This is a genomic window from Paenibacillus amylolyticus (assembly GCF_036894225.1).
Classification (GTDB): Bacteria; Bacillota; Bacilli; order Paenibacillales; family Paenibacillaceae; genus Paenibacillus; species Paenibacillus amylolyticus.
Window position 1 is genome coordinate 5,423,164 of record NZ_CP145892.1, and the last position, 26,890, is coordinate 5,450,053.

Genomic DNA, 26,890 nt, shown 5'->3' on the forward strand with positions numbered 1-26,890 from the left:
TTACTTCCACTCCTTTATCCCAATTCTTCAACAGGTATATGACCTGCATCCTGTAATCGATGATGTTCCGAATCAAAATACGTACCTTCCAGCAGGCCAATCAATGTGTTGGTAATCTGCACTTCAATGTCGTTATCCCCAGGTCGAAGCCATGATGTATCTCCCTTCCAGCGATACGGAGACCAGCATCTTACACCCAGGCTATGTCCGTTTACCCGCACTTCCACCACATCCTGTACCCGCCAATCGCTGAATTCCAGTTCAAACGTGGTCATATCTTCCCCTGGCTCATCTAACCAGAACGTGCGTTTATAACTCATTTCCCCGGCAAAATGGGAATACAGTGGCTGCGGTTCAGGTCCGATACGAAGGGCCGTATCCGACTCCCGTACAAGCGAAGCCATGCCTTCATGATGAAACTCTACGCCGAATCTACCTTGTAGATACAAGGGATCAACGATGCCATCCTCATCTTTCGTCACCTGCACAATCACCGTCATTTCATTGAGACCGCTGTGCAGCAGCTCCGTAATGTCACAAGCGATGTTATTGTGGTCGGTTATTTCGATTGGATCGAACTGTTCTTTTCCAAGTGGTTGCCCATTAATCTCCATGGACCAAGTGCCCGAGATCGCCGCTCTGTCCATGAATAACAGGCATGCAGGCAATGCCGTTCTCAGCTCAAATGTGGTCGTATAACGGCACTCGATCGGGTAAGCAACGGATGCCTTTTTCGGTGTGCCAAACACCTGTTTAAACTGGACTGGCAGATGCTGCTCCGATAATTCTGCCGCTTGATCAATAAACGGTTTTACAGCTACATGCTGGCTTTCCAGAATCAAACCATTAGCATTGGAAGCCTGAAGATGGAATTGTCCCATTCGCAAAATGTTAGGCTGCACCGTTTCCAGTCGCCATGGCCCTTCCGAAGGGACCATGATCTTACGGGCTTGATTAGCTCCTGCCGATACATCCGCTCCGAACGTCGAGCCCGTTTTGTCTGTTACATCCACCTTCGTTGTTAATTCCTCTTCCTTCGCAGGTTGTAAAGTAAGACGAACAGCATGTGCTTCATAAGGCGCCAGCGTTAGTGAAATGCACCATTCCCCGCCACTGCTCGTATACGGTAATGTCTGAAGCTGTCCTGTCTCCAGATCAAGTCGTTCTGCCACAAGACAAGCACCCTCTGTCAACTCCGTTCCATCCCACAGCTGTCTGGCGACCAGCTTCAATTGACCTTTCAGGTCCTGACCCTCCTGATTAGTCAAGAAAACCATGTGCTCTCCAGCCGACAATTGACGGGTGTGCATCAGCAGAGATGCACTTTCCTCCTCCATGATCCAACAGATGGGTTCGGGCAATACCTGATCGAGCAGGAGAGAGATCAGCTCCAGCGAAAAGTCATCTCCTTGGCCCGTTCCTGCGGGTAGAAAATAGGCATTCTCCTCACCCTGATGCCACATGGTTTCACGTTTATCGTGATCTGTTGTCACGTTACGGCCCCAGTACACCTCTTGCGGCTGCTCGCCCGCACCAAAGAACTGGGCAGCTTCCTCTCCCTCCGGACTTCCCGGCTGAATCGCAATATACGGAGGCATCCCAACAGAGATGACAGTTCCTCCCTGCCGAACAAATCGCTTCACCTGTTCCCAGGCCGCGGCCTCCAGATTCAGCATCGGTGGCAGAATCAGTACGTCATAACGGGCAACGCCGATCTGAATGATGCCATCCGTTAAGTCAGCTTCAGCCAACAATTCGGGGTCAAGGTGATCATAGTCCCGTCTGTTTTCGAGCAGATGTGTCGTGATCCGCATCCAGTCCTTCGTTAGACGATCCAGTTGTACTCGCTCGGTTTCGTCCTCGCCGCTATACTCAAATCCATGGAGCGGATTACCCATCAGACTCCAGAATGTCGTCGTTGGGTCAAGCACGGCAATACGAATGTCTGCTGTTCCGGTGCTCATGAGATAGCTCAAACGTCCGGTGTAATCCCCCAACTGCCGGAAATGCTTCCAGTAGGGATTCTGTAAAAATTGAGATGGCGGTGCATCATGCTTTGCCAGCCCACCAATCGTATAGAAAAAGGCGTGAAAGTTATAAAAATTGGTGCCCATGGCGGCCATTCGATCAATCATCCACTTGGCATCCTGTAGCGTCATGGACCAGCCTACACTGTGAAAACATTCAATCAGATTGCGGCTTCGGCCCAATTGCCGGGCAAGCGAACTGACCATCTTGGGATTGTCACGCATCTTTTGGCCATATCGTTCCAGAATCCACGATAAGGATCGTCCGATTTTCTCATGTGCCGAATCACCACCTGGCATATGGCTGAACAACTGGGTGGTCATCCGTACGCCAGGCACTTCAGCCGCATACTGGATTCCTGCTTCCTCACACCAATCATGCACCTGTTTGTGATAGGACTCCCGGAGAAGCAGGTGCAGCGACTGGTAATAGTCATACCGAATTCGATGCGCGTCCGGAACATCACCATATATCAGGGCCGGTAGCGAATCGATCAGACTATAACCACAACGCTCACTGAAATAACGGGGAAGTTGTGGCGACCAGGGGATACGACCCAGTGGTGCGATCTCATCCGAGAACATGCCTTTGATTACGCTTTCAAATTGATCTCCAACCGCTGACTTATAACGCTCATGTGTCAGTTCAATAAAACGACTCATCGCTTCCTTGTGGCAAGGATCAACAAAGTTGCCGTAATATTTGAAATCATCGATCTCTTTTTCCTGAAATATAATCAACTCCCAATCACCTGCCGGAACTTCCCACAACATGCGGAATGCTGTTCGGTAGGTGAAGAACCGCTTACGGTTATACGATGTGAGTCCGGTCTCCTGATAGACCTGATCGGTCTGGATATTGCCGATTTTGCTGCGCAGATCGATGGCCCCATGCCACAGACGCTTGCCCTGTTCATTCTTGGGAATCGCCTTGGCAACCAAGACTCGTCCCCACGGTAACTCCAGCTCCACAGCTTCTCCGCCCTGAACCACCAGTTGGTGATGCACGAGCTGTCGCTGCTTCGCTTCAGGGAAATCAAGGGTCACTTCCCCACCAGCCATCCCGCTTGGATATGGATATTCGTCATATAACCATACCTGCATGCCATGGTCGGCAGCTGCCCGCACTGCAACCCGCACCTTATCGAACCACGCTTCAGAGAGATAGGGAATCTGTAGTCCCTGACGCGGACAGATGAAGAATCCGCCTACACCTTGCGTGGCCATCTCAGCCACCTGCCGCTTAACCTGCTCTTCTTCCATATCCCCGTTCCAGAACCAAAAGGGATGGACCCTGTACTGCGCCTCGGGATTTTCAAAAGCATCCCCGTTCCACATGTTGCCTTCCTCCCTGCATGTTCAAGAGTAGTCGTTAAACTTTACCAATAACGTTCATTTAAGTTCATATAGGTTTGTTTCGCTTTGATTATACATCAAAAACCATATTCAGGAAGTCGTGTTTTCCAGAAATTTGGATGAAATTTTGTTCATGGATCAAGCCATCACAGCGATAAGAAAAGCCCGGCTGTTTCCGTTACGCTGAAAGTACGGCTACCGGGCTTTGGCTTATACGACTACTTCAGTGCAGCGTATAGTTCATTAACTTCTTTTACATAATCGTCTCCGCCGTTATTCTTCCACAGGGCAACAGCATCTTCGAATCCTTTCTCATCAATCTGACCTACGATATATTTGATCCGCGCATCGTTGATGATATTGTCCAGCTGTGGTCCTTTCTGAGCGTAAACATCAGAGATCAGCGGTTCGCCAGGATTGGCGATGACAATCTCTTCGTTGGCTTTCTGCACCTGTGCAACCTTTTCACGGACAGGTGTCTGTTGTACACGAAGCGTTCTGTCTTCCGGCACAAACATCAAAATCTGATTTAAACCCTGCAGGTCGCGGAGCGCAAGCTTGTCAGTGCTCGGTATGATGTAGTCTTCTTTTTTCTCATACTGCTTGCCTTCCAGTCCGTTGTACAACAATGCCTGCAACTCCGGTTCATTCAGCTGATCCAGAAAGCTCAGTACCTTCTTCAGGTCTTCTTCCGTTTTGACACTGCTTTTGGAGATCGCAATCAGGCCGGAGTAACCGGACGTTGGCATATCACGTAATCCCTTTGGACCTTCCATCGCTTGCAGCACATCCACACGTCCTGTCGCATTAGGGTCTTTATCGAGTATTTTCTGATCCATCCGCTGCGCATTATCTGCTACATCCACCATGACACCGGCTTGCCCATTCACAAATGGATCAGGAAGTTTCGTTGCATCCATCACGGCAAAGTCCTTGTTCACCAGACCTTCGCTATAGATTTGCCGGAAAAATTTCAGGGCTTCCATGTATTCTGCTGTCTCATGCGCCGGGATCAGGCCTCCGCTGCCATCATCTCCCCATTTGTTGGGCGCACCGAACCATACCTGCATGTTATCCCACGGGCCCGTGAATTTGCTGGCAACCAGACCGTACGTATCATCCTTGCCGTTACCGTCCGGATCATCCTTCGTGAAAGCTTTTAATACATTGTAAAATTCATCAATCGTCTTCGGCTCTTCGAGCCCCAGATTCTCCAGCCAATCTTTGCGGATTGTAACCCCGTTACGTCCCAGGGCCCGTGCCCGGTAGATCCCATAGGTTTTGCCATCGATTGATGCATTGTTGGTGATGACTTCATTCAGTTGACTCAGATTCGGATAATCTTTCAGATAAGGACCAAGCTCCCAGAATGCTCCGGTTCGTGCCGCATTAATAAAACTTGGAGACTTCCCTAACACCACCATAATCTGAGGCAGCTTTCCCGAGGCCAGTGTAATGTTGAATTTGTCTTCATACGAGCTGCTTGGCACCCACTGCAGGTTCACATCCACCTTGGTCAGTTCTTCAAGCTTCTGGATGACAGGGCTGTTCTCCGGCGGATTCTCCGCTTCGAAGTTCGGAAGCATAATGGTAATTTCGTCGGTTCCACCCGCAGCGGTTCCTGAACTTTCTTTGTCCGTGGAGCATGCTCCTAAAATCGTACTCAATACCAGTGACGCAGAGAGTAGCAGTGCACCTTTTTTGAATCCCGTTTTTTGTCCCATACGTTCTCCCCCTTGGCTTTAGCCTTTGATTGAACCTAACATGACACCTTTGGCAAAATGCTTCTGCAAAAACGGATACACCAGCAAAATCGGAATGGTACCTACAACGATCACCGCCATTTTGATTGACTGCTCTGGTGGCTGCACAAAATTGGGGTCCATGTTAGCCATATCTCCCACACTGGCTTGCGAAAGTAACACGATCTGTCTCAGCATGACTTGTAACGGCCATTTGTCACTGTCGGAAATGTACAGCAGTGCCGAGAAAAAATTGTTCCAGTGGCCTACGGCGTAGAACAAGGCAAACGTGGCAATGACTGGCTTTGATAAAGGCAGAACAATTCGCCACAGCACCCCGAGATCCGAACAGCCGTCGATGCGGGCCGCTTCCTCCAGCCCGGGCGGCATTTGCTGAAAAAAGTTTTTGACAACGATTAAGTTAAAAGCGCTGATCGCGCCAGGAAGCATAAGGGCCCAGTAAGAATCGAGCAGTCCCAGTCCACGAATGACGAGATACGTTGGAATCATGCCACCACCGAATAACATCGAGAAAATCACCATGTTCATCATGACGTTACGGCCCCAGAAATCACTTCTGGATAGTGGATAGGCCATCGTTAGTGTGAAGAACAGATTGACCAGTGTACCTGCCACCGTGATGAAAATGGAAACACCAATGCTACGAAAGATCGTGGACGAGGAGAAAATATACTCATACGCGCTGAAGGAAAACACCTTCGGAATGAGGAAAAAACTGCGTTCGGTGATCTCGGCTTCCGTTGCGAAAGAATTCCCTATAATATACAGGAACGGAAGGACGGTTAATATGCCCAGAATCCCCAGCATGACGTAATTGAAGATATCAAATACCTTGCCGGCAGGGCTGTTGTATAGACGGCTGTTCATGGGCGCTCCTCCTTAATAAATTCCGGGATGGCCGAATTTTTTCGCAAGTTTATTACTGCCGAGCACCAGGATGATCCCCACCACAGACTTGAATAGTCCCACAGCGGTACTGTAACTGAATGCACCTTGCGTAATCCCCACCGTGTACACATACGTATCAAATACATCTGCCACATCCCGGTTGAGGGAGTTGGTCATTAGATAGATCTGTTCAAATCCGGTATCGAGGAAGTTCCCCAGTCTGAGAATGAGCAAAATGACTATGGTCGTACGAATGGCTGGAAGCGTGATATGCCACATCCGCCGTAATCGTCCGGCGCCATCCACAATGGAGGCTTCATATTGTTCCGTATCGACACCTGCGAGGGCTGCCAAGAAAATGATTGTGCCCCAACCCATCTCCTTCCACATCATCTGAACAATAATGAGCGGACGGAACGAACCGGGACTGGAGAGTACATCAATAGGCTTGCCTGTAATCCAGGCGATCAGGTCGTATAACACTCCGCCCTGCGGGGTCAGGAACACGTACGTGATACTGGCGATAATAACCATCGATACAAAATGGGGTACATAGACCAGCGTTTGAATCGTTCTTTTGAAGAAAGCGACCCGAATTTCATTTAATAACAAAGCGATAATGATTGGTGCCGGGAAAAAGAAGATGAGATCATACAGGGCAAGGACCAGCGTATTGCGTAATAGTCGGAAGAAGTCCGGATTGGAGAAAAAGTTCGTAAAGTTCTCTAGCCCTACCCAGTTACTCTCCCGGATGCCCAGGAAAGGCTGGTAGTCCTGAAAGGCAATGATGATCCCCCACATGGGCAAGTATTTAAAGATGACAAAGTACAAAAAGCCGGGAAGCACAAGCACATATAACCACTTGTTTCGTTTGATCTGCCTTTTCCAATTAGACTCTCGTCTCATGGGCCTTGTGGCCCTATCCGCTTGGGTGGTTGCAGTGCCGTTGGTATTCCAGTCCGTCTTCCCGTTCATCATGTCTCCCCTCCCTCAACGATGTAAGCGTTATCAATTAACCTGTTATTCAGACTATACAGACGCCTGGTTTCCGGCAACCTTCATTTTTTGCATTGCTACGACATGATGGCCGAAAAGCCCGCTATAACGCCATTTTCACAAGAAATTGCACATAACGTAGCGGGTAGAATTGCACATTTTTGCGGGTTTATCCTTCTTTGTATCACGGTAAAAAAAAGAAAAACCCGGCATCCGCTAAAGCCAAATGCCGGTCTGAAATGACAAAGATATAAACGGTTATTGCCCAAACCATTGATCGCGATACTGACTCGGGGTAACTCCCTCCTGTTTCTTGAAGATCCGATTAAAATAACTGTGCTGATATCCCACAGCCGCTGCAACATCATTGATTTTCATCGTTGTCTCCCGCAACAATTGCTTCGCCGCATCCATTCTCACACGTGTCAAATAATCAATAAAGTTGATGCCCGATACCTGTTTGAAAGCCTTACTCAGTGCATAAGGTGTCATCTGCTCCTCGTCAGCACAATTCTCCAGCGAAATGTCGCTGCGGTAATGTGTATCGATATACAACATCGTTCGTTCCACCACCAGTTTCAGCGGTTCCTGCGATCGTACCTCAACCTCTTGTATATAAGGTATGAGTACCTCATTCATCATCCATTGCTTCATCTGTACAGGTTCACGAATACCGGATAGTTGCTCATACATGTTGTAACCACCAAACAGCTTATAAGGTGTGACACCCGTTTGCAGCATCATGTGCTGAATGCTGCCAAGCAATTGAAGCATCATCTGTTGCACCTGAAATTCGGTACTGCCCGTCCGCGTAATCTCACTCATGAATTGTTCCAGCACACGTTCCGCTTCGGCTTGTTTGCCCAGCCTGACCGCCTGTAACAATTCCCGTTCCAGCCCAAGCGGATAGGAAGCTGCTTCATTTCTGCGGAAACACGCCTCATCCTCCAGATCGAGAATCTGACTTCCTTCCTCCACACTGCGATAAGCCACGGCCTGTTCCATCTCGACGAATCGTCCGGGCAGTTCCTGAAGTGAAGCTGCCGGGCGACTGACCATCAAGGTCACCTTCATTTTGAGCGTACGTCCAATGACCTCCACCAGTTCCCGTCCCCATAACAGCGCTTGTGACTTCACAGGTTCGTCCTGGGGAGCGATCACAAGCATGGCGGAAGACAGGTCATGAAAGTTCATGACACTGATCTGCCTGAAATAATTTTTCGCAACTTCCTGTGTAATATTCACTGCTGCAAAGGTGACTAATCCCGTGTCCTGACTTCCAAATCTGCCTTGCAGCTGCTCGTACCCCGTAAAATACATCTGCACCAACAAAAACTGCTGGCCCTCCAACTCAAATCCCAGATGACGCATCCGCTGCTGAAGATCCTGCTCGTTATAGGCATATAGATGCCCCTGCACAAGTTGTAAGACAAAACTGTCGCGCAGATGGGGAAGTTGCTCCTGCAATTGGCGATGTGCCGTGACACTGCGAGAGGTCAGCTCGTTCCACTGTTGCTCCAGCAGCTCAAACTCGTCCAGTTTGGCATCCGTTGGTGTTGTTTCGTTTCTGCCAGGCGTAAGCAGATGCAGCATCCGTGCTATAGGCGAATAGATGCGGTGGGAAGCAAACCAGGATAACAATAATCCCAGGATGAGACTACCTGCACTGGCAATGACGATGATTTTGGATACCAGTTTGACTGGCGAAGTGACTGAGGTCAAAGGTGCTGCGGAGACGTAAGTCCAGTCTGAATCGATCCGGCTCAATGAACCGTATGAGACAGAATAGGTCTGATCCTCATATCGGAACAGGAATGAGCGGCTGCCCGCATGTAGGGCTACTTCTTCTTTTAGCTGCTGCTCAAAAGCAGAAGTCTCTCCCGCCGTTCCCGGATTCCCGGTAACCAGTGTGTTTCCTTCCTGATCCATAAGGAACGTTAAACCTTCGTCATACGGAGTAAGCGTTTTCAATAAACTGGCGACTTTCTCGTTATCCAGCGTGATGATCAGTGCACCAAACGGATTAATGCTCTCCCCTGGTATCTTATGTACTAGAACAAGTGCATTGCCTGCATCCGTATGCAGTGGACTATCGTTGGTCGAAAGTTCGGTATCTCTGTTGGTGCTGGAAACCCAGTCTGTCCAGTACACGTGGTTCCCCATGGAAAGGTATCGATCATAGGCTTGTACTTTCGCTTCATCGTTCAATTCGGTATAATCCCGATTAAACAAGATTGGCTTCGGTTCCTGCAAATACAGCTGTGCTGACTTGATCAGTGGATGGGAACCTTGTAATACGTATAAGGTAGTCACAATCTCCTGCGTCTCATTAAAATAATACACAAAATCCAGCGTTCGCAGTGCATTGCCAAACCTCGGTTCAAAAGCCCAATGGGATAAGTTCATCTCCAGATAAGCCAGCTGGTCATCCACATTACGTGCCCGGTTCTCAATCTGGTTCTGGTGCATCTGATTGAACTCAGTTTCCATCCGGCCAACAACCTGTTGATACATGACGATACCTGTGATTAGTCCGGGAATGCTAGCAATGAGTAAAATAAGCATGAGGCTGTTTCGATAAAATCGTCCTTTATGCCTTCCAGCCTTCAAATCGGATAACCGCTTGAATCTGCCAAATATTCGATCGCTCCTAGTCGGTTCCATCGCTGCTCACCTGCCTGCTTGCATCGGGTCTGACTGTCATGGAAACTTCCTCAACTCCCCTGAGAATATATGGATGAAATCCTTTTCTTGTATTATACGCACAATCCTCAGGTGAATGAAACGATCTGTAACCGATCATTTTTTTAACCAATGTTTTATTAACATGACAAAATGGATTACAATGAGATATAGCAAACATGAAGGAGGCCTTTTTAATGAAAGAACAGACTTATTTTGAACAAAATAGAGAAAAACACCTGGCAGAACTGAATGAATGGTTGTCCATTCCAAGTATCTCTGCCATTTCAGAGCATAAAGAGGATATTAATCGTGCAGCACAATGGGCAGCAGATGCGCTCACACGTGCAGGTATGGAAAACGTAGAGGTCATTCAAACGGCTGGACATCCGATTGTCTATGCAGATCACCTGCATGCACCCGGCAAACCGACGGCTCTGATCTATGGACACTATGATGTACAACCTGTTGATCCGCTTAACCTGTGGGAGACACCTCCTTTTGAACCTACCGTTCGTGATGGCAAGCTGTATGCCCGTGGTGCAACGGATGACAAAGGACAGATTTTCCTACATATCAAGGCAGTTGAAGCCATTCTCGCCGAAAACAAAGAACTGCCAGTTAACATTAAGTTCTGCATTGAAGGCGAAGAGGAAATCTCCAGCCCGAACTTGCCCATCTATCTGAATGAACATACAGACAAGCTGCGTGCAGACATGATACTAATCTCGGATACGTCCTTGCTTGAAAAAGGTAAACCGGCGATCTCTACAGGCCTGCGCGGCCTTTGCTCGCTTCACGTAGATCTGAACACAGCCAATACCGACTTGCACTCCGGTTCATTTGGTGGTGGTGTACCTAACGCACTGCACGCACTCGTATCCCTGCTCGCTTCGTTGCATGATGAGCAAGGCCGTGTAAGTGTAGATGGTTTCTACGACGGCGTACTGCCACTGTCTCCTGAGATGAGAGAAGAATTTGTGAAACAAGGCTTCAATGAAGAACAGCTTCGTCAAGACCTTGGGCTGGAGCAATTGTACGGCGAAGAAGGTTACTCGTTCGTGGAACGTGTAGGCGCTCGTCCAACATTGGAACTCAACGGCGTATGGGGTGGTTTCCAGGGCGAAGGCAGCAAAACGGTTATTCCGAAGGAAGCTCATGCCAAAATTACGTGCCGTCTCGTGGCGGATCAAGATCCACAACATGTATTGGATCGTATCGAAGCACATCTGCGTGCTCACGTTCAACCAGGTGCAACGCTGCATGTGAAACAGATCGAGAAAGCTTTTGCTTTCAATACCGATCCTTCGAATCCAATTCTGCAAAAAGCAGCAGATGCGTATGAGCACGTGTATGGCGTTCGTGCCCTCTTTACCAAAGATGGCGGCTCCATTCCGATTGTTGAGAAACTCTCACGTGTACTCGAAATCCCTGCTGTTATGATGGGCTTTGGTTTGCCGGATGAGAACCTGCATGCACCAAACGAGCACTTCAACCTGGAGAACTTTGATAAAGGGTTGTTGACGATTGTTCAGTTTTTGAAGAGTTTGTAAACATCGTGTTTAAAACCAGATCATGAGAGCGTGCTGAGTGGACGTTCCGGGGCCGAATCGTTCTTTAGATCGCTGTTATCCCCGGATTTCCTTGATTCCCTTTCTAAAGGGTGAAATCCGGGGATAAAGGCGAACGCTCCGCTTCTTCAGAATCGATTTCGTCCCCTTCACTACGTTGCAGCTTCTCGCATGACTGATTTTAGGATTGAGCTAACTATTGAATGGTTAGTGTAATTAAGAGAACAAAAGGACGGCCTTCGGGTCGTCTTTTTTGTTATTTATTTTGTTTCTTTGTTCTTTTTTTTGATTCTTTTTTTTGGTTCTTTGTTCTTTGTTCTTTGGTTCTTTGGTTCTTGTTTCTTGTTTCTTGTTTCTTGTTTCTTGTTTCTTGTTTCTTTGGTGAAATTGTAGTTTTTTTGATGGCTGCTTTTTATGATGGAGACGATGAAGACTTACTTTTAAATGGGTTAGTGTTTTAGTAATAACAACATGGCAGCCCTATAGGCTTTCTTTGGATTTTGTCGCGATCGTTACGTTGGAGCCTTATCGCGGCTGCTTCGAAGGATTGGGTCTCACTTTGATGGGTTAGTGTGATAGATTACCTTAACGATGGGCTACTGAACACTTTTTCGATTTTTTTCTCGATAACTTCGTTATCATTGTTCCTATGACTGATTTTATAGACGAGGTCTCGGTTTTAATGGTTTAGTGTATGGGAGATAACACACGCGACCTTATAGTCTTTTTTGATTCGGTCTCCTTCACTAGGTTTCAGCTTTTACAGCGGTTGCTTTATTGTGACTGGTTTTAGACGACGGCTAACTTTTAAGGGTTTTGATAGAGATAACTCAAGCGTTGGCCTTTGGAGTTTTGTTTGAATCGATTGATATTCAGTACTTAGAATGAACCTTATGGAGTATGATGTGGATCGGGTAACGAAGATGTTGATAGTTAAAGGGGTTTTGTGGATGGGAGGGTCTTTCGGGATTCCTGCGTTTTGACTTGCTTATGTTCAGCGACTTCGCTGCGGGGCTTTTGCCATGAGGTGTTTACCTACCTTTACACCCCAGCAAGCTAATCCAAAATGATGAGGTGAATGTTGTGTCTACTTCTCACCTGACCAAAAATGCGCTGGCTCACTCGCTTAAATCACTGATGGAGCATACTCCATTGAACAAGATTACGGTCAAACATCTGGTGGAGAATTGCGGCGTGAACAGGCAAACCTTTTATTATCATTTTCAGGATATTTACGCGCTGCTTGGGTGGATCTATCAGACTGAAGCGGTGGAGAGTCTTACGGAGTACCGAAGCTACAGCACATGGACGGACGGATTCTATAAAATCTTTTGTTACATCGAGAACAACAAAACGTTCTGCTGCAACACACTCGACTCGCTCGGACGTACCCATCTGGATGTATACCTCTATGAAGTAACCCATGATCTGATCATGGGTGTTATTGATGAACTCGCCTGCGGGATTAAGGTCCGCGGAGAAGACAAAGAGTTCGTTGCCAACTTCTATACTCTGGCCTTCACTGGGCTGATCATTCAATGGATGAGAGGCGATATGCAAGAACCGCCAAAACAGATTATTGAGAAGCTTAGTGAGCTAATCGAAGGCAATGTCCTGAGGGCACTGCACAGGTATGAGAACAAGCTGCCATCCACTTAAGGATGCGCGGCTTTTTTTCACATGTGATCTAAGCCTAGGTTTTAGACACTTTTCCAAAAGTGACCAAAAATTGGACACTCCCTTTCTTTTGATCATACCTTACGGAACCTGCAAGGTTTACATTAGGGATGTGATTACAGTAACTTTTGGAGGCGAATGATCGTGAAGAAAGAACATGGTAATAAACAGGTCTATTTTGTAGGCGGCGGCATTGCATCTTTGGCGGGTGCAGCTTATCTGGTTAGAGATTGTGACTTTCCCGGAGAACATATTCACATTATCGAAGAAATGTCGATTCTCGGCGGCAGCAATGACGGTGCTGGTAATCCCGATCAAGGATATATCATCCGCGGCGGACGGATGCTCAATGACGAGGCCTATGAGAATCTGTGGGAGTTGCTGGCTTCCATCCCTTCCATCGACCGTCCGGGCATATCTGTCCGACAGGAAATCACCGAATTTGACGATGCCAATCCCACACATTCCAATGCGCGGCTCATCAACCGTGACGGCAAGGTCGAAGATGTGCTCTCCATGGGTTTTGATATGGCGGACCGGTTGGCGATGGGCAAACTGATTATTACTCCTGAAGACACGCTGGGTAAATTGCGAATCAACGACTGGTTTGGCCCTCACTTTTTCAAAACAAACTTCTGGTATATGTGGGCGACCACCTTCGCTTTCCAGCCTTGGCATAGCGCCGTGGAATTCAAAAGATACATGCTTCGCTTTTTTCACGAATTCCCAAGAATTCAAACGCTGGAAGGTGTCACCCGCACACCGTTCAACCAATATGACTCGATTATCCTGCCATTGCATAACTACCTGGAGCCGTTTGGCGTAGATTTCACCCTGAAATGTACGGTTACCGATCTGGATTTCAAAGACGGAGACGGCATTACGGTAAGTCGGATGCATGTGCTCAGGGAAGGTGAAGAGGAAGTCATTGACATCCTCGAAGGTGATCTCGTCATTGTCACAAACGGTTCGATGACCGAAGGGGCCGATATCGGCTCCATGACTTCCGCACCGAAACTGAACGGCAAGGGCAGCTCATGGAAGCTGTGGGAGAACATTGCCGCCAAGAAACCGTTGCTGGGCAATCCTTCTTCATTTAATGATCATGTGGATGAGTCCAAATGGGAATCGTTCACGGTCACCTTCCAGGATTCGGTCTTCTTTGATCTGATGGAGAAATTCACACGCAACCGGGCAGGTACCGGTGCTCTGGTTACTTTCAAGGATTCCAGCTGGTTCATGTCTGTCGTTCTCGCCTTCCAGCCGCACTTCCGTGGTCAGCCGGAGCATGTCAACGTATTCTGGGGATACGGATTATCCCCGGATAACGTGGGCGATTACGTGAAGAAAAGAATGTGCGACTGTACAGGGGAAGAGATTATGCAGGAGTTGATCGGCCATCTTCATTTTCAGGAACATCAAGAGGACATCATGGCTACCGCCAACTGCATTCCTTGCATGATGCCATACATTACAGCGCAATTCATGCCTAGACTAAACAGCGACAGACCGAAGGTTGTACCTGAAGGCTCCACCAACCTGGCCTTTATCAGCCAATTCTGCGAGATTCCCGATGACGTGGTATTCACGGAAGAATATTCGGTCCGGGCAGCACGGATCGCCGTCTACACTCTTCTCGGAGAGAACCGGCCAATTGAGCCGATCAATAAGTATCAGTATGATGTTCGGACGCTGTTCAGTAGTTTTGTGACTTCGTTTAGATAACTAGTTATATAGAGGATTCAGACATTAGATGAATGAAGGAATGTTGGATGGATCTGTCGATGGGGATAGATCTTTGGAGATATCTATAGAATTCGGTGAGTAACTTTGTGATCTTTAGAAGCTTTGTTATTTTAATTCTATGGATTGTGCCAAGTTAGTAAGATATGAGTTACTACATGAGTTAGCTTCAGAAGCTTACATCCCCGTTGAACGAGTTAATGAGTGAATATGGTTGTTGCTGAACTGAAGAGTCGTTGTATAAGGAAAATAGAGAGAGTTCCGTCAGCTATGACAGGACTCTCTCTTTCGTTTACTCGTGTACTATCTAAGTCCAACCCATAGCTTTCATCGAGATTGCCAACTGTCGTCTAAAGAACCTCACAAACCTTATTACTTGAAATTTCGCAGGTTTGAAAATCTAACGAATCGTAGACATCTTATTTGCGCTTTAGACATGTTTAAGTAACGAAATATCGTTAAATTGCATTAAATAGCGTGTCTGAGATTCGTTACATTTTCTATGACTGCCAAATCATTGAAATAAGGCTTCACAGATTCGTTAGCGCTACGCGGCCTACGGAGAAAACTACTTATGAGAATGGAATCGTAGTGAAATGTTGTTTTCGAGATCCTAGTCCATTCTTTCTTGAAGCCTAACTTATTACTCTTCCATGTTACTCACGTATACTCTTGTAGTTTTCTTATTATTCTTGGTGTTTATTTTAATTTTTTCGTTGATACTCATCGCTTATGAGACACATATTATACTCTACTCTTCTTACTCACGCCGCTTATTACAGCCTACATATCACACTTCGCTTATGTGCGGAATGTTGTGAACTTCAGCATGTGCACTAGCTTGGATAAATGTGCGATCTCCTGCTGGACTCCAGAGGTGTGCGTACCTGTCATTGCCTGATTTGCTCGCAGCGTTCTACGTGTATTCAGCATACCCTCGATCAGTTTCATGACTGTGTTACGTCCACGATGATCCACAATCATATACTTTTTGCGTGCATCCAGCTCTACCCATACGATGTTGCTGAATGATGTGAACAGATGCCTGCGGTACAGCTCCATATCGGTCTCATTGTAATGCTCGCCATAAAAGGCATAATATCCGTGTATGTGCAACTTCTCCGCCAACACTGTGATGAACGGATCATGTTCGAGCATAGCGTTACGTTCCATGTTTCACGCCTCCGTTATGCGTGATCCGCAGATCCCGTCTTTTTGAGATCTATTTTAACATATTGTGCAAGGTGTTGCCTCTACACAGATAAAAGCCAAGTTTTAACTCCGAAGACTAAAGCATCACAAATGAGAGTTATTAGCACGATACTAATTTTCTAAATCTAATATGACTCACCGATCCGTCTGCCCTTCACCCACACACCCTCAATATCCAGCTCCGCATTCAGCAAAACGATATCTGCCTGCTTGCCTTGAGCCAGGGAACCTGTCCGATGATCAATGCCCAGCAGGCGTGCCGGGGTCAGACTTGCTGCACGTGATGCAGCGTTCAGACTCAAGCCCACTTCCTCTACCAGGTAACGGAAACCGCGAATCATCGTCAGCGTGCTTCCCGCCAGTGCGCCGTCGTCCTTCAATCTGGCCTCCCCATGCTTCACGATTACGGGCAGGTCGCCGATTTTGTACTCCCCATCATCCAATCCCGCAGCAGACATGGCATCTGTAATCAAAACGAGTTGATCATCATGTTGCTTCAGCTGAGCCAAGACCGATATCGCCGCAGGGTGAACATGAATGCCGTCAGCAATTACCTCAGCACTGATGCGCGGATCACTCAGCACGGCTCCGGCAGCCCCGGGTAGCCGATGATGCAACGGTGTCATGGCATTGAATGTATGAACCGCATGATGCAGTCCGGCTTCCACTGCCCGCTCCACCTCTTCATAGGTCGCATCCGTGTGACCGAGTGCCGCTGTAATCCGTTGTTCTCGCAGCCATGAAATGACTTCCAGCGCGCCTTCACGTTCCGGTGCCAACGTAACTTGACGGATCAGGCCAGGATATTGCTTCTCCCATGCTTCGAGCCAGGATACATCAGGCAGTATGATATGTTCCGGATTTTGCGCACCAGGCCATTTCGGACTGAAAAATGGACCTTCCAGGTGCACGCCCTCAAGCTGTGCATATGGCATTCCACTCGAACGGTAGCGGTCCACTTCAGCAAGTACGTTATCCAGTCGCTCTTTTGGAGCCGTCATGGAAGTCGCAAGCATCGCTGTTGTCCCCTGCGTACTATGGAAAGAAGTGATCTTGTCCAACACCTCCGGGCTTGCGTCCATAAAGTCTTCTCCATTCCCACCATGCACATGGATATCAATGAATCCAGGCACAATGAGACCACATTCCGGTACTGACAGCGGCAAAGCCTCTCTTCGAATCTGTTCGGGCAGACCTTCAGGTAACCCAGCATAGAGGATTTTCTCATCCCTCCAAGCTAATACACCGTCTTCCAATATCTCATTTGAAAGGAGCAGCTTGCCCCGAAGAAGAGAAATATTTTCATCACGCTGGCTCCCAGGTTCATGGCTATTCGCTCCGGTCATCTCACCAGCCTCCCTGCTGCACGGTCCAGCAGTACCACCACATTTGGATGACATTGCAAAAGCGATGCAGGACAGGCCGTTGTGATTGGACCCATAAAAGCTTCGCGAATAATCTCGGATTTTTCCTCGCCACGGGCAATGAGCAGAATCTGTTTGGCTTTCAAAATGGTACCGACACCCATTGTAATCGCCTGAGCCGGAACTTCATCAATGATGTCAAAAAAGCGTGCGTTTGCCTTTCTCGTCTCGTCTTTCAGATCCACGACATGCGTTCGTCCTGTAAGTTCAGTTCCCGGTTCATTGAAGCCAATATGACCATTATGTCCAATACCCAACAGTTGAAGATCTACAGGTCCACGATCGTCCAGCCGTTGTTCATAGGAATTACATTCCTGTTCCAGATCTGCAGCCTGACCATCAGGCACTTGCGTTCTAGCAATATCTACATCGATATGATTGAATAATTGTTCATTCATAAAACTGCGGTAACTTTCACGATGTTCTGTTGGAAGTCCGACATACTCATCGAGATTAAAAGAAGAAGCCTGTGAGAAGCTGACAAGCCCTTTCTGATATAACGTGATAAGCTGTTTATATATGCCTACAGGAGAACTTCCTGTCGCAAGCCCCAATACAGCCCGTGGTTTGGTTTGCAACAAGCTGGCAATGAGGCCAGCACCTGTGGCGTTCAAATCTTCTTCATTTTCAAAAATTCGTATATTCATCTTCATCTGTCAGGCACCTCCGTTGTGTTGGACTCGATAAGATTGCACATTGTGATAGGATTGTTCCAGTCTGGGGATAAAACGGTCGAAGTCGGCACTTACCATGCCTGTGAACAAAATATCGACCACATGCAGCAGTGCAATACGTGAAGCCATATCTCCACGCCTCATGCCTTCTTCCAGAGAAGAGGTGAATAGTGGGATATCCGATACCGTTGCAAGCGTGTTGCTGCCATAGGAAGTCAGTGAAATCGTAGAAGCTCCGGCTTTTTTGGCACAATGCAGGGCATCGATGGTCTCTGGTGTTTCGCCTGAATAGGATACGGCCATCGCCACATCTCCCTCTGCGAGCGAAGATGCCGATGTAATTTGCATGTGTGAGTCGGAGAAAGCCGTACAGCTTTTACCAATCCGCACCAGTTTCTGATAGAAATCCTGTGTAACAATCGACGAGGTAGCCACACCGTACAGGTCGATGCGGCGAGCCTGGCACAATAATTGAACGGCTTGCTCCAATCTGCCCAAATCCAGCAAACGGGTGGTATCTGCAATAGACGCGAGGTGGTTGGCTTCAATAGCTTCAACAATTTTGGATAGGGAATTGCCCGCTACAATATCCTGATACGCTGTTTCATCAGATGCGTGGGACAATTCTGCGGCGAGTTTCATTTTGAAATCGGGAAAACCTTTGAAATGAAACGACTTGCAAAAGCGGGTTACCGTCGCCGCACTTGTGCCACTCTGCTCTGCCAGATGACTAATCGTCCAGCCTGGAATGTCCGATGGAGATTGCATAATGACTTCGGCAATACGTCGCTCCTGAGACGGAAGGTTATTCAGTTCTTGCTGCAACGCACGTAATATGGCTGCCATGAGGACCTCACTTTATGAAAATTATTTTTATTTATTTTTAATGAATTAAGAAAATCATTTTTATAACTTCATTTTAATCAAGACGATCCTGCAAATCAAGAGGAATTTAACATGACTTTTGCAATGATCTGAGCGTGTATAGACCCTCACCTGCTTGATACGCATAGTTGATGTCCTTTATATTGAGAATCGAGAGGGGTGCAATTCTAATGAATCGAAGACAACGGGAAAAGCTCATTCCTTCCATCTGGATTATGGCTTCCAAACAAACAGAAGGACACGCCTATTATGCCCTCTATGCTATCGACTGGAAACGCGGAGGTCGGTTGAGTTGGGAAGGTTGGAATCACCTTGAAGATCTGCTGCAATTTCATATTCCGATCAAACGAAAAGCCGGAGGAAGGAAATCCGCTTCCCAGCCTGCCGCAAAAATTGCGAAAAGAGCACTCCATCTTCATCTGAACGAAGCACAATTTGAGGAATTGGAGCAGCTCTTTTATCAGCCATTTTCGAAGAAAAAATGGAGGACGTTCCTTCAAATGAATAGGAATCAATAAGTGTATGGATTCGGTTGTTTCATTTTTTCACGCTAAAACAAAAAAGCCTCTTCCTTCTTTAGTTTAGTTAAAGAATAGGAAAGACTTTCGCGGTACTAAGATTCAATTCGTTTTAATGCAATTTCCATTCAACTAAACGCTCAACTCAAGGTAACTCGGTCTAATTCATGTCATCATATCGTTTTAAGAATTTGCTGGCTAAGCCGGGTACAGTCATTTGATGGACCGATTGATTCTCAATCTCCTCCGCCAAATCGTCATCTGTGAGAGAAACGAAGAACGTAATGTCTGCTTTGGTTTGACCATATCGGGCAAAAACTTCATCTGCTGTCTCATTCACAACTTTGGCAATGATTCGAATGATCTCATCTTTATACTTCTGGACATCCTCTGTTGCATACAACAATCGACTGATATGGTTAAAGTGCGTCTCCTCGCCATATTGATATTCGGAGCAGCCCCATCTGTAATAGATCTCGTCCTGCTCGCTATCACACAGCCCTTGCTCATTCATACTCGAAATATGCCCAGCCAGGGATTCCTCTGTATTTACCGCCAAAAACAGGGTAACCCAATCACTGTCTGTTCCAAAGGCACAAGCATATACTTTCTCATCCTGCACTTTAGACAGCGTTTGTTCCAGATCGGGTAGAAACCCCGCTCGAAATTGGTTTTCAAATTCATTTAAAAAACGGTCCACTCAGCTCATCCTTTCATGCTAATACAGTTTAAGATTCAATTGTCTGTTCAAACCATAAATTAATTGGGCCCAAAAACTTTAACGAGATATTCATATCCCCGCCCTGTTGCTATATAGGTCTCTCAATAACTACAAGGTACCACATAATTACAAATAACGTGCTTACTTCCTACACCCTTAAACAACTATGCTATAATAAAAATACGACTATCCAAGCGAGGTGACGCCGATTAAATGGGGAGAGATTACTGAATTACACCCAGATCGTTTTGTGCTTGTGGAAGCAATCAAGGCAAGTTCCAGCAACCGTGTCCGTCAACTAGAGGATATAGCGGTTATTCAAAACTATGATAATCCTCAAGAAGCCTGGAGCGGTTATAAAGAACTGCACAAGCTCCATCCGACACGCGAGTTATATGTATTTCATACGAGCAGAAGCGATGTTGAGGTTGTAGAGGAATTTTTCTCAGGAGCCTCATGCAAAAATGACTTTGAATTAATGAATGTCCAATTTTCAACATAAGCCATGTAATGATAACCTTTGATGGTTGTCGTTGTGTGGCTTATTTTTGTACACCATGGTTGGGTGACTCAATCCCGGAACAGCGGATCATCTGATGTAATAAACTATAAATCAGCAGCAAAAAAGCCTTGCCCCATTCTTCATGACAAAGAATAGAGAAAGGCTTTCATGCTGCTACTTAATCCTAACTGTAATTCGCAACTAAATCTTCAGTTCTCCAAGCTTAATCAGCTCGACAACTGCCTGCGAACGACCCTTAACATTGAGTTTCTGCATCACATTCGAAATATGGTTACGCACCGTTTTCTCGCTGATGAATAACTGCCCTGCGATGTCACGCGTTGTTTTGTCTTGAACCAGTAATTCGAATACTTCGCGTTCACGGTGGGTCAACAAAAATTTGCTTTTATGATCGATACCCTTCAATGTTCACCCCTCCTTGCTCGGGTTGTGTTGGTGTAACAAGGTTAAGGGGATACAGTCAACTCATCTTATGTCAGGTCAAGGGCGTTGGTTCAGTTTTATAAGAAAAATGGGCAGTAAACATGTGATTCATTGTCCAAAGAGAACGTGAGCAGTTGTCTATATATTTGAGATTATGTAAGACAAACATGCCCCTGCAGCAGATGTTACCATCTGCGCAAAGGCACACTTGTTCATGTCAAAAAACTACCGATTCATTCGATTCATGACACCACCGTTGTGATTACGGTTCATCAGGCCATCGTCAAGGATGCCATCACGGTTATTCGTATCTGTTCCGTTTGTTGGGAAAATGCGCTCCACCATCGATTGGAACGTATCGATCATGCCACTAACGGGCTTACCGTTACGAATATCTGTGGCATAGTTCTCGACATGCTCCACAAAATCCGGATTGGCTGATACATATACATTCTCGATGTTCGGTGCAAACTGTTTGATTTTGGCTGAAATCTTACCCTTAATCTCAGCTGATGTGTTATCGTCCGTGCTATCTACACGTTGTCCTTCACTTTTCATACCATAATGCCCATCGTCCGTCCCACGTGCTTTGCCGCTGTTTGTCAGACCACGCATCATACCAACGGCGCCTGTGCCCATGGTTCCATAGATGCTGCGGTCATTCCCCATATGGCTGCGATCCGTTGCCGAATTTGTGTTCAGTCCTGGAGCAATTCCACTAGTGCTGTACGGAGACATTGTGCCCGTACCACCATTCACACGCATACCACCCATATCGTGATTCATGTTGCCTCCACGCATGGTATCACTGGCATGATTACGCATCGTTCCATTCAGCATGCTCGTACGACCATTGGACTTGCTTTCCAACTTGCCTGCATGACCATCTGCCAAACGAACAGCCACATAAGCATTACGATCCGTTAACATGACACGGGCGGATTTTACTTCCTTCATCTCCGTGATGCGTTTTGCCAGCTCTTCACTGGATTTCAGGTCAGTGACATTATGCATGCGATAACTTTTCGCACGGATGCCATCCATTCCATTTGTTTCCACACCATAACGGTTAATGCCGTTGGCTTGCTGACGAACACTTTGCGTATGCATATTGTTGGTATCCCGATTCGTGCCACAACCTGTCAAACCGGCCATTACAAAGATTGCAGTAGATAATGATAACGTAATAGCTGTTGCCTTTTTGACTGCTGGCATGTACTCATCCTCCAATGTTTGTTGGTTTTGGTCACAAAGATAGGATGCGCTTCTGTACGTGCCGATATGCTGAAAGGATATGGTACCTTACCCTGTAGATTCAGGTATTCTGGTTTTGGTCTTTATTTATTGATCTTTGGGTTTTGATCTCTGGACAGTGAGGGCTTCAAGGGCTTCACCAATAAAAAAAAAAACAGTGCTGCTTGTTCGCAGCACTGCCTCGAAATAATATCTGCATTTCAACACAACAATATCACTTATCCTCCGCCCCGCTCATTTCCCGTCTGTTGATGAGGAAGTCGTTTCGTCCTTTGGAGAATTCGATGACTCTTCTGAAGAAGTTGTGGATGCTTTAATTGTATCCGGGAATTTCTCGGCTTCCGTTAGACTTGTCGCATCCATGCCATATGCCCATTGACCATCCGGTGTAATGACCCAGATCTGATCAGGTTCGGATGGCACCGTAATTCCCCGATATACATCTCGAACTTGTTGCCCATTGACCGTCTGTTCAACAGACAGGGTGAATCGGGGAACCGAATTCTTCAGCTCGGACGCTTTGCGCACATCATCTGCTGTCGACAAGTTTTTGATTTTGCCGATAAGAGATATGGCATCTGTGGCTTCAATCGTTTTTCCATTCAGTGTCCAGGTCTGTTCTGCCGCATCGTTCTCCGATGTCGATGTTAACATCCAGGTAGCTGCTTCACCTTCCCACTCCAGAGACTCAACATTAGTCTCATCCATGTTAAAAGGTGTAGTGTCTAATAAGTCACGACGAGACAAAGCTATGCTGGTAATCGCCTCTGTCTGCACGGCAACCACAGGGCCCGAATCAACACGCACATAACGTGCATCATCTGCTGGAAGCTGGCCGCCAATAGCCAGTTTGATCTCCCGATTACCTTTGAGTTTGATATCCATACGTGTAGCATCTGTTCCTAATCCGTACTTATCCAGATCCGTCGGCGCTTCTTCCACCACCAGTTCCTGATTTGCACCACTCAGAGCATCCAGCCAGCTGCTTACACTGTAACCGTTCAGAGGATAGGCTTTTGGCTCAACCATCTGCCATACGCCATTATCAAGCGTCAGGGTCGAAGTTGCTGCTGTACCGGATGTCTCCTCCGTTGTGTCATGTATCGTGATGGATTGGATATCCCCGGATTGAATACCAAGCAACTTGGCTTGCATCGCTTCTTCTTCCCGAAAATAATTTTGACTGGCCGCGTACACCCAGCCCACAATTAGTACGATGACCACCAGAATTGTTGGAACCCATTTTCTCATACTCGTCTGCGCCTCCACCATAAGAGTACACCAATGATAACAAAGATGAGTGGGAATGCTACAATAGCCACGAAGAAAATCGTTCTGGCTTGTTCGCCATTCAGGTATGCCATCTCATACCCAGCTTGTACCCTTGGACGAATCGTCAATCCATTTTCTTTCTCACTCAAATAGTTTACCGTATTCAAAATAAAGTCCCGATTGCCACCATTCGCAATTTCCGAATCCTGCATGAAAATGGACGAACCCAGAATAACTGCCTTCGGTTTACCCTCCGTCGTATCGGCTGCATATCCTAATTCAACGGGTCCCTGAATATCCTCTTCGGCATCATTGGTTGTTTCATTCTGCAATAAACCGCCGATATTTGTCTCCCCATAACTGTCATTCGAAGAATGAATTAACGGTGAAAGGGTATATTTATCCTGTTCTTTGCTGGTCAGCGCAATCGACAACGACAACATCGGATACAATTGGCTTGCAGCAAGTTTGTCCGTAATTGCATGTGTACCATACTCCGGCACCACCCAGAGTGGCCCCATCGTACTGGCTTGCTGATTATCCACCATGACCGCATGCTCATCAACGACGCCATAGTCAGCCATCAGAGCATCGATGTTTTTCCAACTGGATTTCATATCTTCTACAAATCCGAGGGATAATAACAGCTTGCCTCCATTACTCAGATACGTGCGAATGGCTTTCATTTCGGTATCACTGAGATCACGTTGTGGGCCAATAATGGCGAGCACATCTGCATCTTCCGGAACCTTTCCGGCTTGATTCAGCTGCAACTCTTCCGTCTGCACATTATTTTGTTCCAAGGAGGATTGCAGCGTAGTCATCTGAGCGAGACTCAGCTCTTCATGCCCAGTCAAAAAGACCATTTTGTGCATCTCCGTGGATGACATATTCATGAGCGCCTGCGTAAGTTTTTCCTCACCTGTGAACTGATATGATCCGTCACTTCCGTCACCTGTCGCGGTGAACAGACTGGCGATATCAATCACTTTGTGTTGATCTCCCTGCTCCAGCACAATGGAGCTGCCTGTTATGCCGTATTTGGATGCAAGCGCAGGTTCCTGCGTCAGATTATATTGTTTTATTTTCAACTTGCTGTTACGTTTCGTGTATTCCTCGACCATATCCGTGACCTCACGGTTCAGGACGGTGTTGTTGGCATTTTCGACCGTTAACACCAGAATGTTGACGTCATCCTTCACATTTTTGATCGCAGTAAGAGACTGGTCAGACAATGTGTATTGTTTGTTCGAGGTCAGATCCAGCTGGAAGCCGCCAAGTGAATTCAGGAACAGTGTTAGCAAAATAAAGATGCCAATCACCGCTACGGACAGCACGGTACTGTTGGTATGACTTAACCATTTTTTCATCTTCTCACCTCCACCGCTTCCGTTCCACAATTTGAATGCTTAACAGCAGAAACACACCCGAAAGGGTGACATAATACAAGATATCCGGCCCACTAAGCACACCTTTCATGAAGCTGTCGAACCGGTTGGTCAGAGCAAACGGGTCCAGCCACTGTTGCAAAGCAGAACCTGTATTTCCTGCGAATGAATCAAGCATCCACAAAACGAGCAAAATAATAAAACCCGCCACCGCAGACACCATCTGATGCTGGGATAATGTAGAAGCGAACAGTCCAATCGCCATCATGCTTCCGCCCAGGAAAAATAACCCCAGCGCAGACATCCATACCGTCGTCATATCCAATGTCCCGTAGAACGACATAATGAATGGGTACACCAGACTGCACAGGATGAGCACGACCAGAATGGCCAGAGAAGCAAGATATTTGCCAAAAATAATTTCTGTTACACGTGCCGGAGAAGTCAGCAACAATTCATCCGTTCCCTGTCTAAATTCCTCTGCAACCAGTCGCATCGTTAACAATGGCACGACAAACAGCAGCATGGACAACGTATCGCCCAACACGAGACGATAATCGACAATACTCGGCTGGTAATATACAAAGCTTGAATAAAACAGCAAACTAGTCATCAGTACATACACGGCAAAAGCAAAATAGGACGTTGGTGACAGAAAATAAGCTTGCAGCTCTTTATTGCATACCGCCATCATTCGTCTCATTTGGAGTCCTCCCCTTTGTGAGCTTGGGGCGAAGTATCGGCTGATGTACTAACTGATGTTCCCGATATACTCGACGAGTCGATGTCCGAAGTTACGTCCTGATCCATCTCTGCCCCAGCAACCTTATCCACATCTGCCGAATTTGCGTCTGTGTCTGTTGCCTCGGTTGTGGTCAGCTTCAGGAAGATTTGCTCCAGACTCAGGTTCTCCTTCTTCATCTCCAGTATCGGTAATCCTGCACCTGACAAAAGGTAGAATAGCTCCTCCCGGAAATCTTCCGAGTTTTCTCCAGTAAGCAACATTTTAACCGTATTCGCCGAATCTGAATTAAGTGAAGTATCTTTGGCGGTATTCGCATCCGATGCTTGAATGACTTCACTCCGCACCTTCTCCCATGGTGTCAGCACATTATGTAATTGCTCCGCAGTGGCCTTCACTTCAATCGATACCTTGAACTGATCCCCCATTGCTGATCCGAAATGCTGAGGTGAACCATCCAACACGAGCTGTCCCTGATTGATGATCAACATTCGATTACAGAGCGTGCTCACTTCAGGCAAAATATGCGTACTGAGCAGCACCGTATGGTTCTCGCCCAATTCTCGAATCAGATCTCTGATCTCAATAATCTGATTTGGATCAAGGCCCGATGTTGGCTCATCCAGAACCAGCAGATCCGGCTTGTGAATAATGGCTCCTGCTAGCCCGAGGCGTTGTTTGTATCCTTTGGATAACCCACGTACCATTTGCCTTTCCCGACCCTGAAGTCCAAGTCTGCTAACCATCTCACTGACCCGTAGCTTAAGCTCACGTGCCGGGACATCTCGCAAATTGGCTACGAATTTAAGATAGGACTGCACGGTCATATCCGGATAGAGTGGCGGCGTTTCAGGCAGATACCCAATCTTGGAACGAACACGCTGACCCTGCTCATGCACCGATACCCCATCCACCATAATGGAACCCGCGGTTGGATGCACATAACCCGTAATCATACGCATCGTTGTTGTTTTTCCGGCACCATTGGGCCCGAGAAAGCCAACAATCTCACCACGTTCCATGGTGAAATCCAGTTGATGTACGCCGCGTTGCCCTTCGTAGACTTTGCTGACCTGTTTCACTTCGAGCACATCATTCATCCTTTCCCGTTAAAATACCCGTGCAGCATCGTTCGTTATATAAATTCAACT

General features: G+C 47.0%; 21 protein-coding genes. 5 read left to right on the plus strand and 16 right to left on the minus strand.

The features are described 5' to 3' along the window. Window positions 1-14 precede the first annotated feature (14 nt). The 5 genes from V6668_RS24025 to V6668_RS24045 form a co-directional block, all read right to left on the minus strand. Complete coding sequence (locus V6668_RS24025) at window positions 15-3,365, minus strand: glycosyl hydrolase (protein WP_338706923.1); 3,351 nt, start codon at window positions 3,363-3,365, stop codon at window positions 15-17. 236 nt (window positions 3,366-3,601) lie between these two features. After that, window positions 3,602-5,107 carry an extracellular solute-binding protein gene (locus V6668_RS24030; protein ID WP_338706924.1) on the minus strand — a complete coding sequence of 502 codons (1,506 nt, stop codon included), beginning with the start codon at window positions 5,105-5,107 and terminating at the stop codon, window positions 3,602-3,604. A gap of 18 nt (window positions 5,108-5,125) precedes the next feature. Then, window positions 5,126-6,013, minus strand: a complete 888-nt coding sequence (locus V6668_RS24035) for a carbohydrate ABC transporter permease (RefSeq protein ID WP_017692544.1) — start codon at window positions 6,011-6,013, stop codon at window positions 5,126-5,128. Window positions 6,014-6,025: 12 nt separating this feature from the next. Then, on the minus strand, window positions 6,026-6,940 hold the full coding sequence (locus tag V6668_RS24040) for an ABC transporter permease (protein ID WP_074097016.1): 915 nt from the start codon (window positions 6,938-6,940) through the stop codon (window positions 6,026-6,028). 348 nt (window positions 6,941-7,288) lie between these two features. Further along, window positions 7,289-9,694 carry an AraC family transcriptional regulator gene (locus V6668_RS24045; RefSeq protein WP_338706925.1) on the minus strand — a complete coding sequence of 802 codons (2,406 nt, stop codon included), beginning with the start codon at window positions 9,692-9,694 and terminating at the stop codon, window positions 7,289-7,291. 215 nt (window positions 9,695-9,909) lie between these two features. Here V6668_RS24045 and V6668_RS24050 point away from each other — a divergent pair, with 215 nt between their 5' ends. From V6668_RS24050 to V6668_RS24060, 3 genes are all read left to right on the plus strand, one after another. Next, window positions 9,910-11,265 carry a dipeptidase gene (locus V6668_RS24050; protein ID WP_076253298.1) on the plus strand — a complete coding sequence of 452 codons (1,356 nt, stop codon included), beginning with the start codon at window positions 9,910-9,912 and terminating at the stop codon, window positions 11,263-11,265. 1,101 nt (window positions 11,266-12,366) lie between these two features. After that, on the plus strand, window positions 12,367-12,942 hold the full coding sequence (locus V6668_RS24055) for a TetR-like C-terminal domain-containing protein (protein ID WP_338706926.1): 576 nt from the start codon (window positions 12,367-12,369) through the stop codon (window positions 12,940-12,942). A gap of 156 nt (window positions 12,943-13,098) precedes the next feature. Next, window positions 13,099-14,685, plus strand: coding sequence for an oleate hydratase (locus V6668_RS24060; protein ID WP_338706927.1), 1,587 nt, complete (start codon window positions 13,099-13,101; stop codon window positions 14,683-14,685). Window positions 14,686-15,504: 819 nt separating this feature from the next. On the opposite strand, the gene V6668_RS24065 is transcribed toward V6668_RS24060, so the two are convergent. The 4 genes from V6668_RS24065 to V6668_RS24080 all read right to left on the minus strand — a co-directional run bounded on the left by V6668_RS24065 (window position 15,505) and on the right by V6668_RS24080 (window position 18,859). Further along, window positions 15,505-15,876, minus strand: coding sequence for a hypothetical protein (locus tag V6668_RS24065; protein WP_338706928.1), 372 nt, complete (start codon window positions 15,874-15,876; stop codon window positions 15,505-15,507). A gap of 164 nt (window positions 15,877-16,040) precedes the next feature. After that, window positions 16,041-17,261, minus strand: coding sequence for an N-acetylglucosamine-6-phosphate deacetylase (gene nagA, locus V6668_RS24070; protein WP_338706929.1), 1,221 nt, complete (start codon window positions 17,259-17,261; stop codon window positions 16,041-16,043). Beyond that, window positions 17,258-17,986 (minus strand): glucosamine-6-phosphate deaminase, encoded by a 729-nt coding sequence (gene nagB / locus V6668_RS24075; protein WP_338708996.1) that lies wholly within the window; start codon window positions 17,984-17,986, stop codon window positions 17,258-17,260. The genes nagA and nagB overlap by 4 nt, the downstream gene beginning before the upstream one ends. 9 nt (window positions 17,987-17,995) lie before the next feature. Further along, on the minus strand, window positions 17,996-18,859 hold the full coding sequence (locus tag V6668_RS24080; RefSeq protein ID WP_338706930.1) for a MurR/RpiR family transcriptional regulator: 864 nt from the start codon (window positions 18,857-18,859) through the stop codon (window positions 17,996-17,998). Between the two features lie 209 nt (window positions 18,860-19,068). On the opposite strand from V6668_RS24080, the gene V6668_RS24085 reads away from it, so the two are divergent. Next, the gene (locus tag V6668_RS24085; RefSeq protein ID WP_338706931.1) at window positions 19,069-19,416 is read left to right on the plus strand and encodes a hypothetical protein; all 348 of its coding nucleotides are present in this window, start codon (window positions 19,069-19,071) and stop codon (window positions 19,414-19,416) included. Window positions 19,417-19,576: 160 nt separating this feature from the next. Here the strand turns inward: V6668_RS24085 and V6668_RS24090 are convergent, their stop codons facing one another. Continuing rightward, a complete protein-coding gene (locus V6668_RS24090; RefSeq protein ID WP_036673481.1) occupies window positions 19,577-20,116 on the minus strand; it encodes a DUF4303 domain-containing protein in 540 nt (179 codons plus the stop codon). A gap of 220 nt (window positions 20,117-20,336) precedes the next feature. On the opposite strand from V6668_RS24090, the gene V6668_RS24095 reads away from it, so the two are divergent. Beyond that, window positions 20,337-20,639: a hypothetical protein gene (locus V6668_RS24095; protein WP_235193924.1), complete on the plus strand. Its 303-nt coding sequence runs from the start codon at window positions 20,337-20,339 to the stop codon at window positions 20,637-20,639. A gap of 201 nt (window positions 20,640-20,840) precedes the next feature. Here V6668_RS24095 and V6668_RS24100 read toward each other — a convergent pair whose 3' ends face one another. From V6668_RS24100 to V6668_RS24125, 6 genes are all read right to left on the minus strand, one after another. Next, window positions 20,841-21,065, minus strand: a complete 225-nt coding sequence (locus tag V6668_RS24100; RefSeq protein WP_017692532.1) for a helix-turn-helix domain-containing protein — start codon at window positions 21,063-21,065, stop codon at window positions 20,841-20,843. Window positions 21,066-21,308: 243 nt separating this feature from the next. Further along, window positions 21,309-22,298: a YhcN/YlaJ family sporulation lipoprotein gene (locus V6668_RS24105; protein WP_051449926.1), complete on the minus strand. Its 990-nt coding sequence runs from the start codon at window positions 22,296-22,298 to the stop codon at window positions 21,309-21,311. A gap of 273 nt (window positions 22,299-22,571) precedes the next feature. Continuing rightward, window positions 22,572-23,588, minus strand: a complete 1,017-nt coding sequence (locus tag V6668_RS24110; RefSeq protein WP_076319751.1) for a DUF4340 domain-containing protein — start codon at window positions 23,586-23,588, stop codon at window positions 22,572-22,574. Further along, on the minus strand, window positions 23,585-24,979 hold the full coding sequence (locus tag V6668_RS24115; RefSeq protein WP_076329043.1) for a GldG family protein: 1,395 nt from the start codon (window positions 24,977-24,979) through the stop codon (window positions 23,585-23,587). The genes V6668_RS24110 and V6668_RS24115 overlap by 4 nt, the downstream gene beginning before the upstream one ends. A gap of 4 nt (window positions 24,980-24,983) precedes the next feature. Beyond that, window positions 24,984-25,700 carry an ABC transporter permease subunit gene (locus V6668_RS24120; protein ID WP_017692528.1) on the minus strand — a complete coding sequence of 239 codons (717 nt, stop codon included), beginning with the start codon at window positions 25,698-25,700 and terminating at the stop codon, window positions 24,984-24,986. Then, window positions 25,697-26,830 (minus strand): ABC transporter ATP-binding protein, encoded by a 1,134-nt coding sequence (locus V6668_RS24125; RefSeq protein ID WP_076319753.1) that lies wholly within the window; start codon window positions 26,828-26,830, stop codon window positions 25,697-25,699. The genes V6668_RS24120 and V6668_RS24125 overlap by 4 nt, the downstream gene beginning before the upstream one ends. Window positions 26,831-26,890 lie beyond the last annotated feature (60 nt).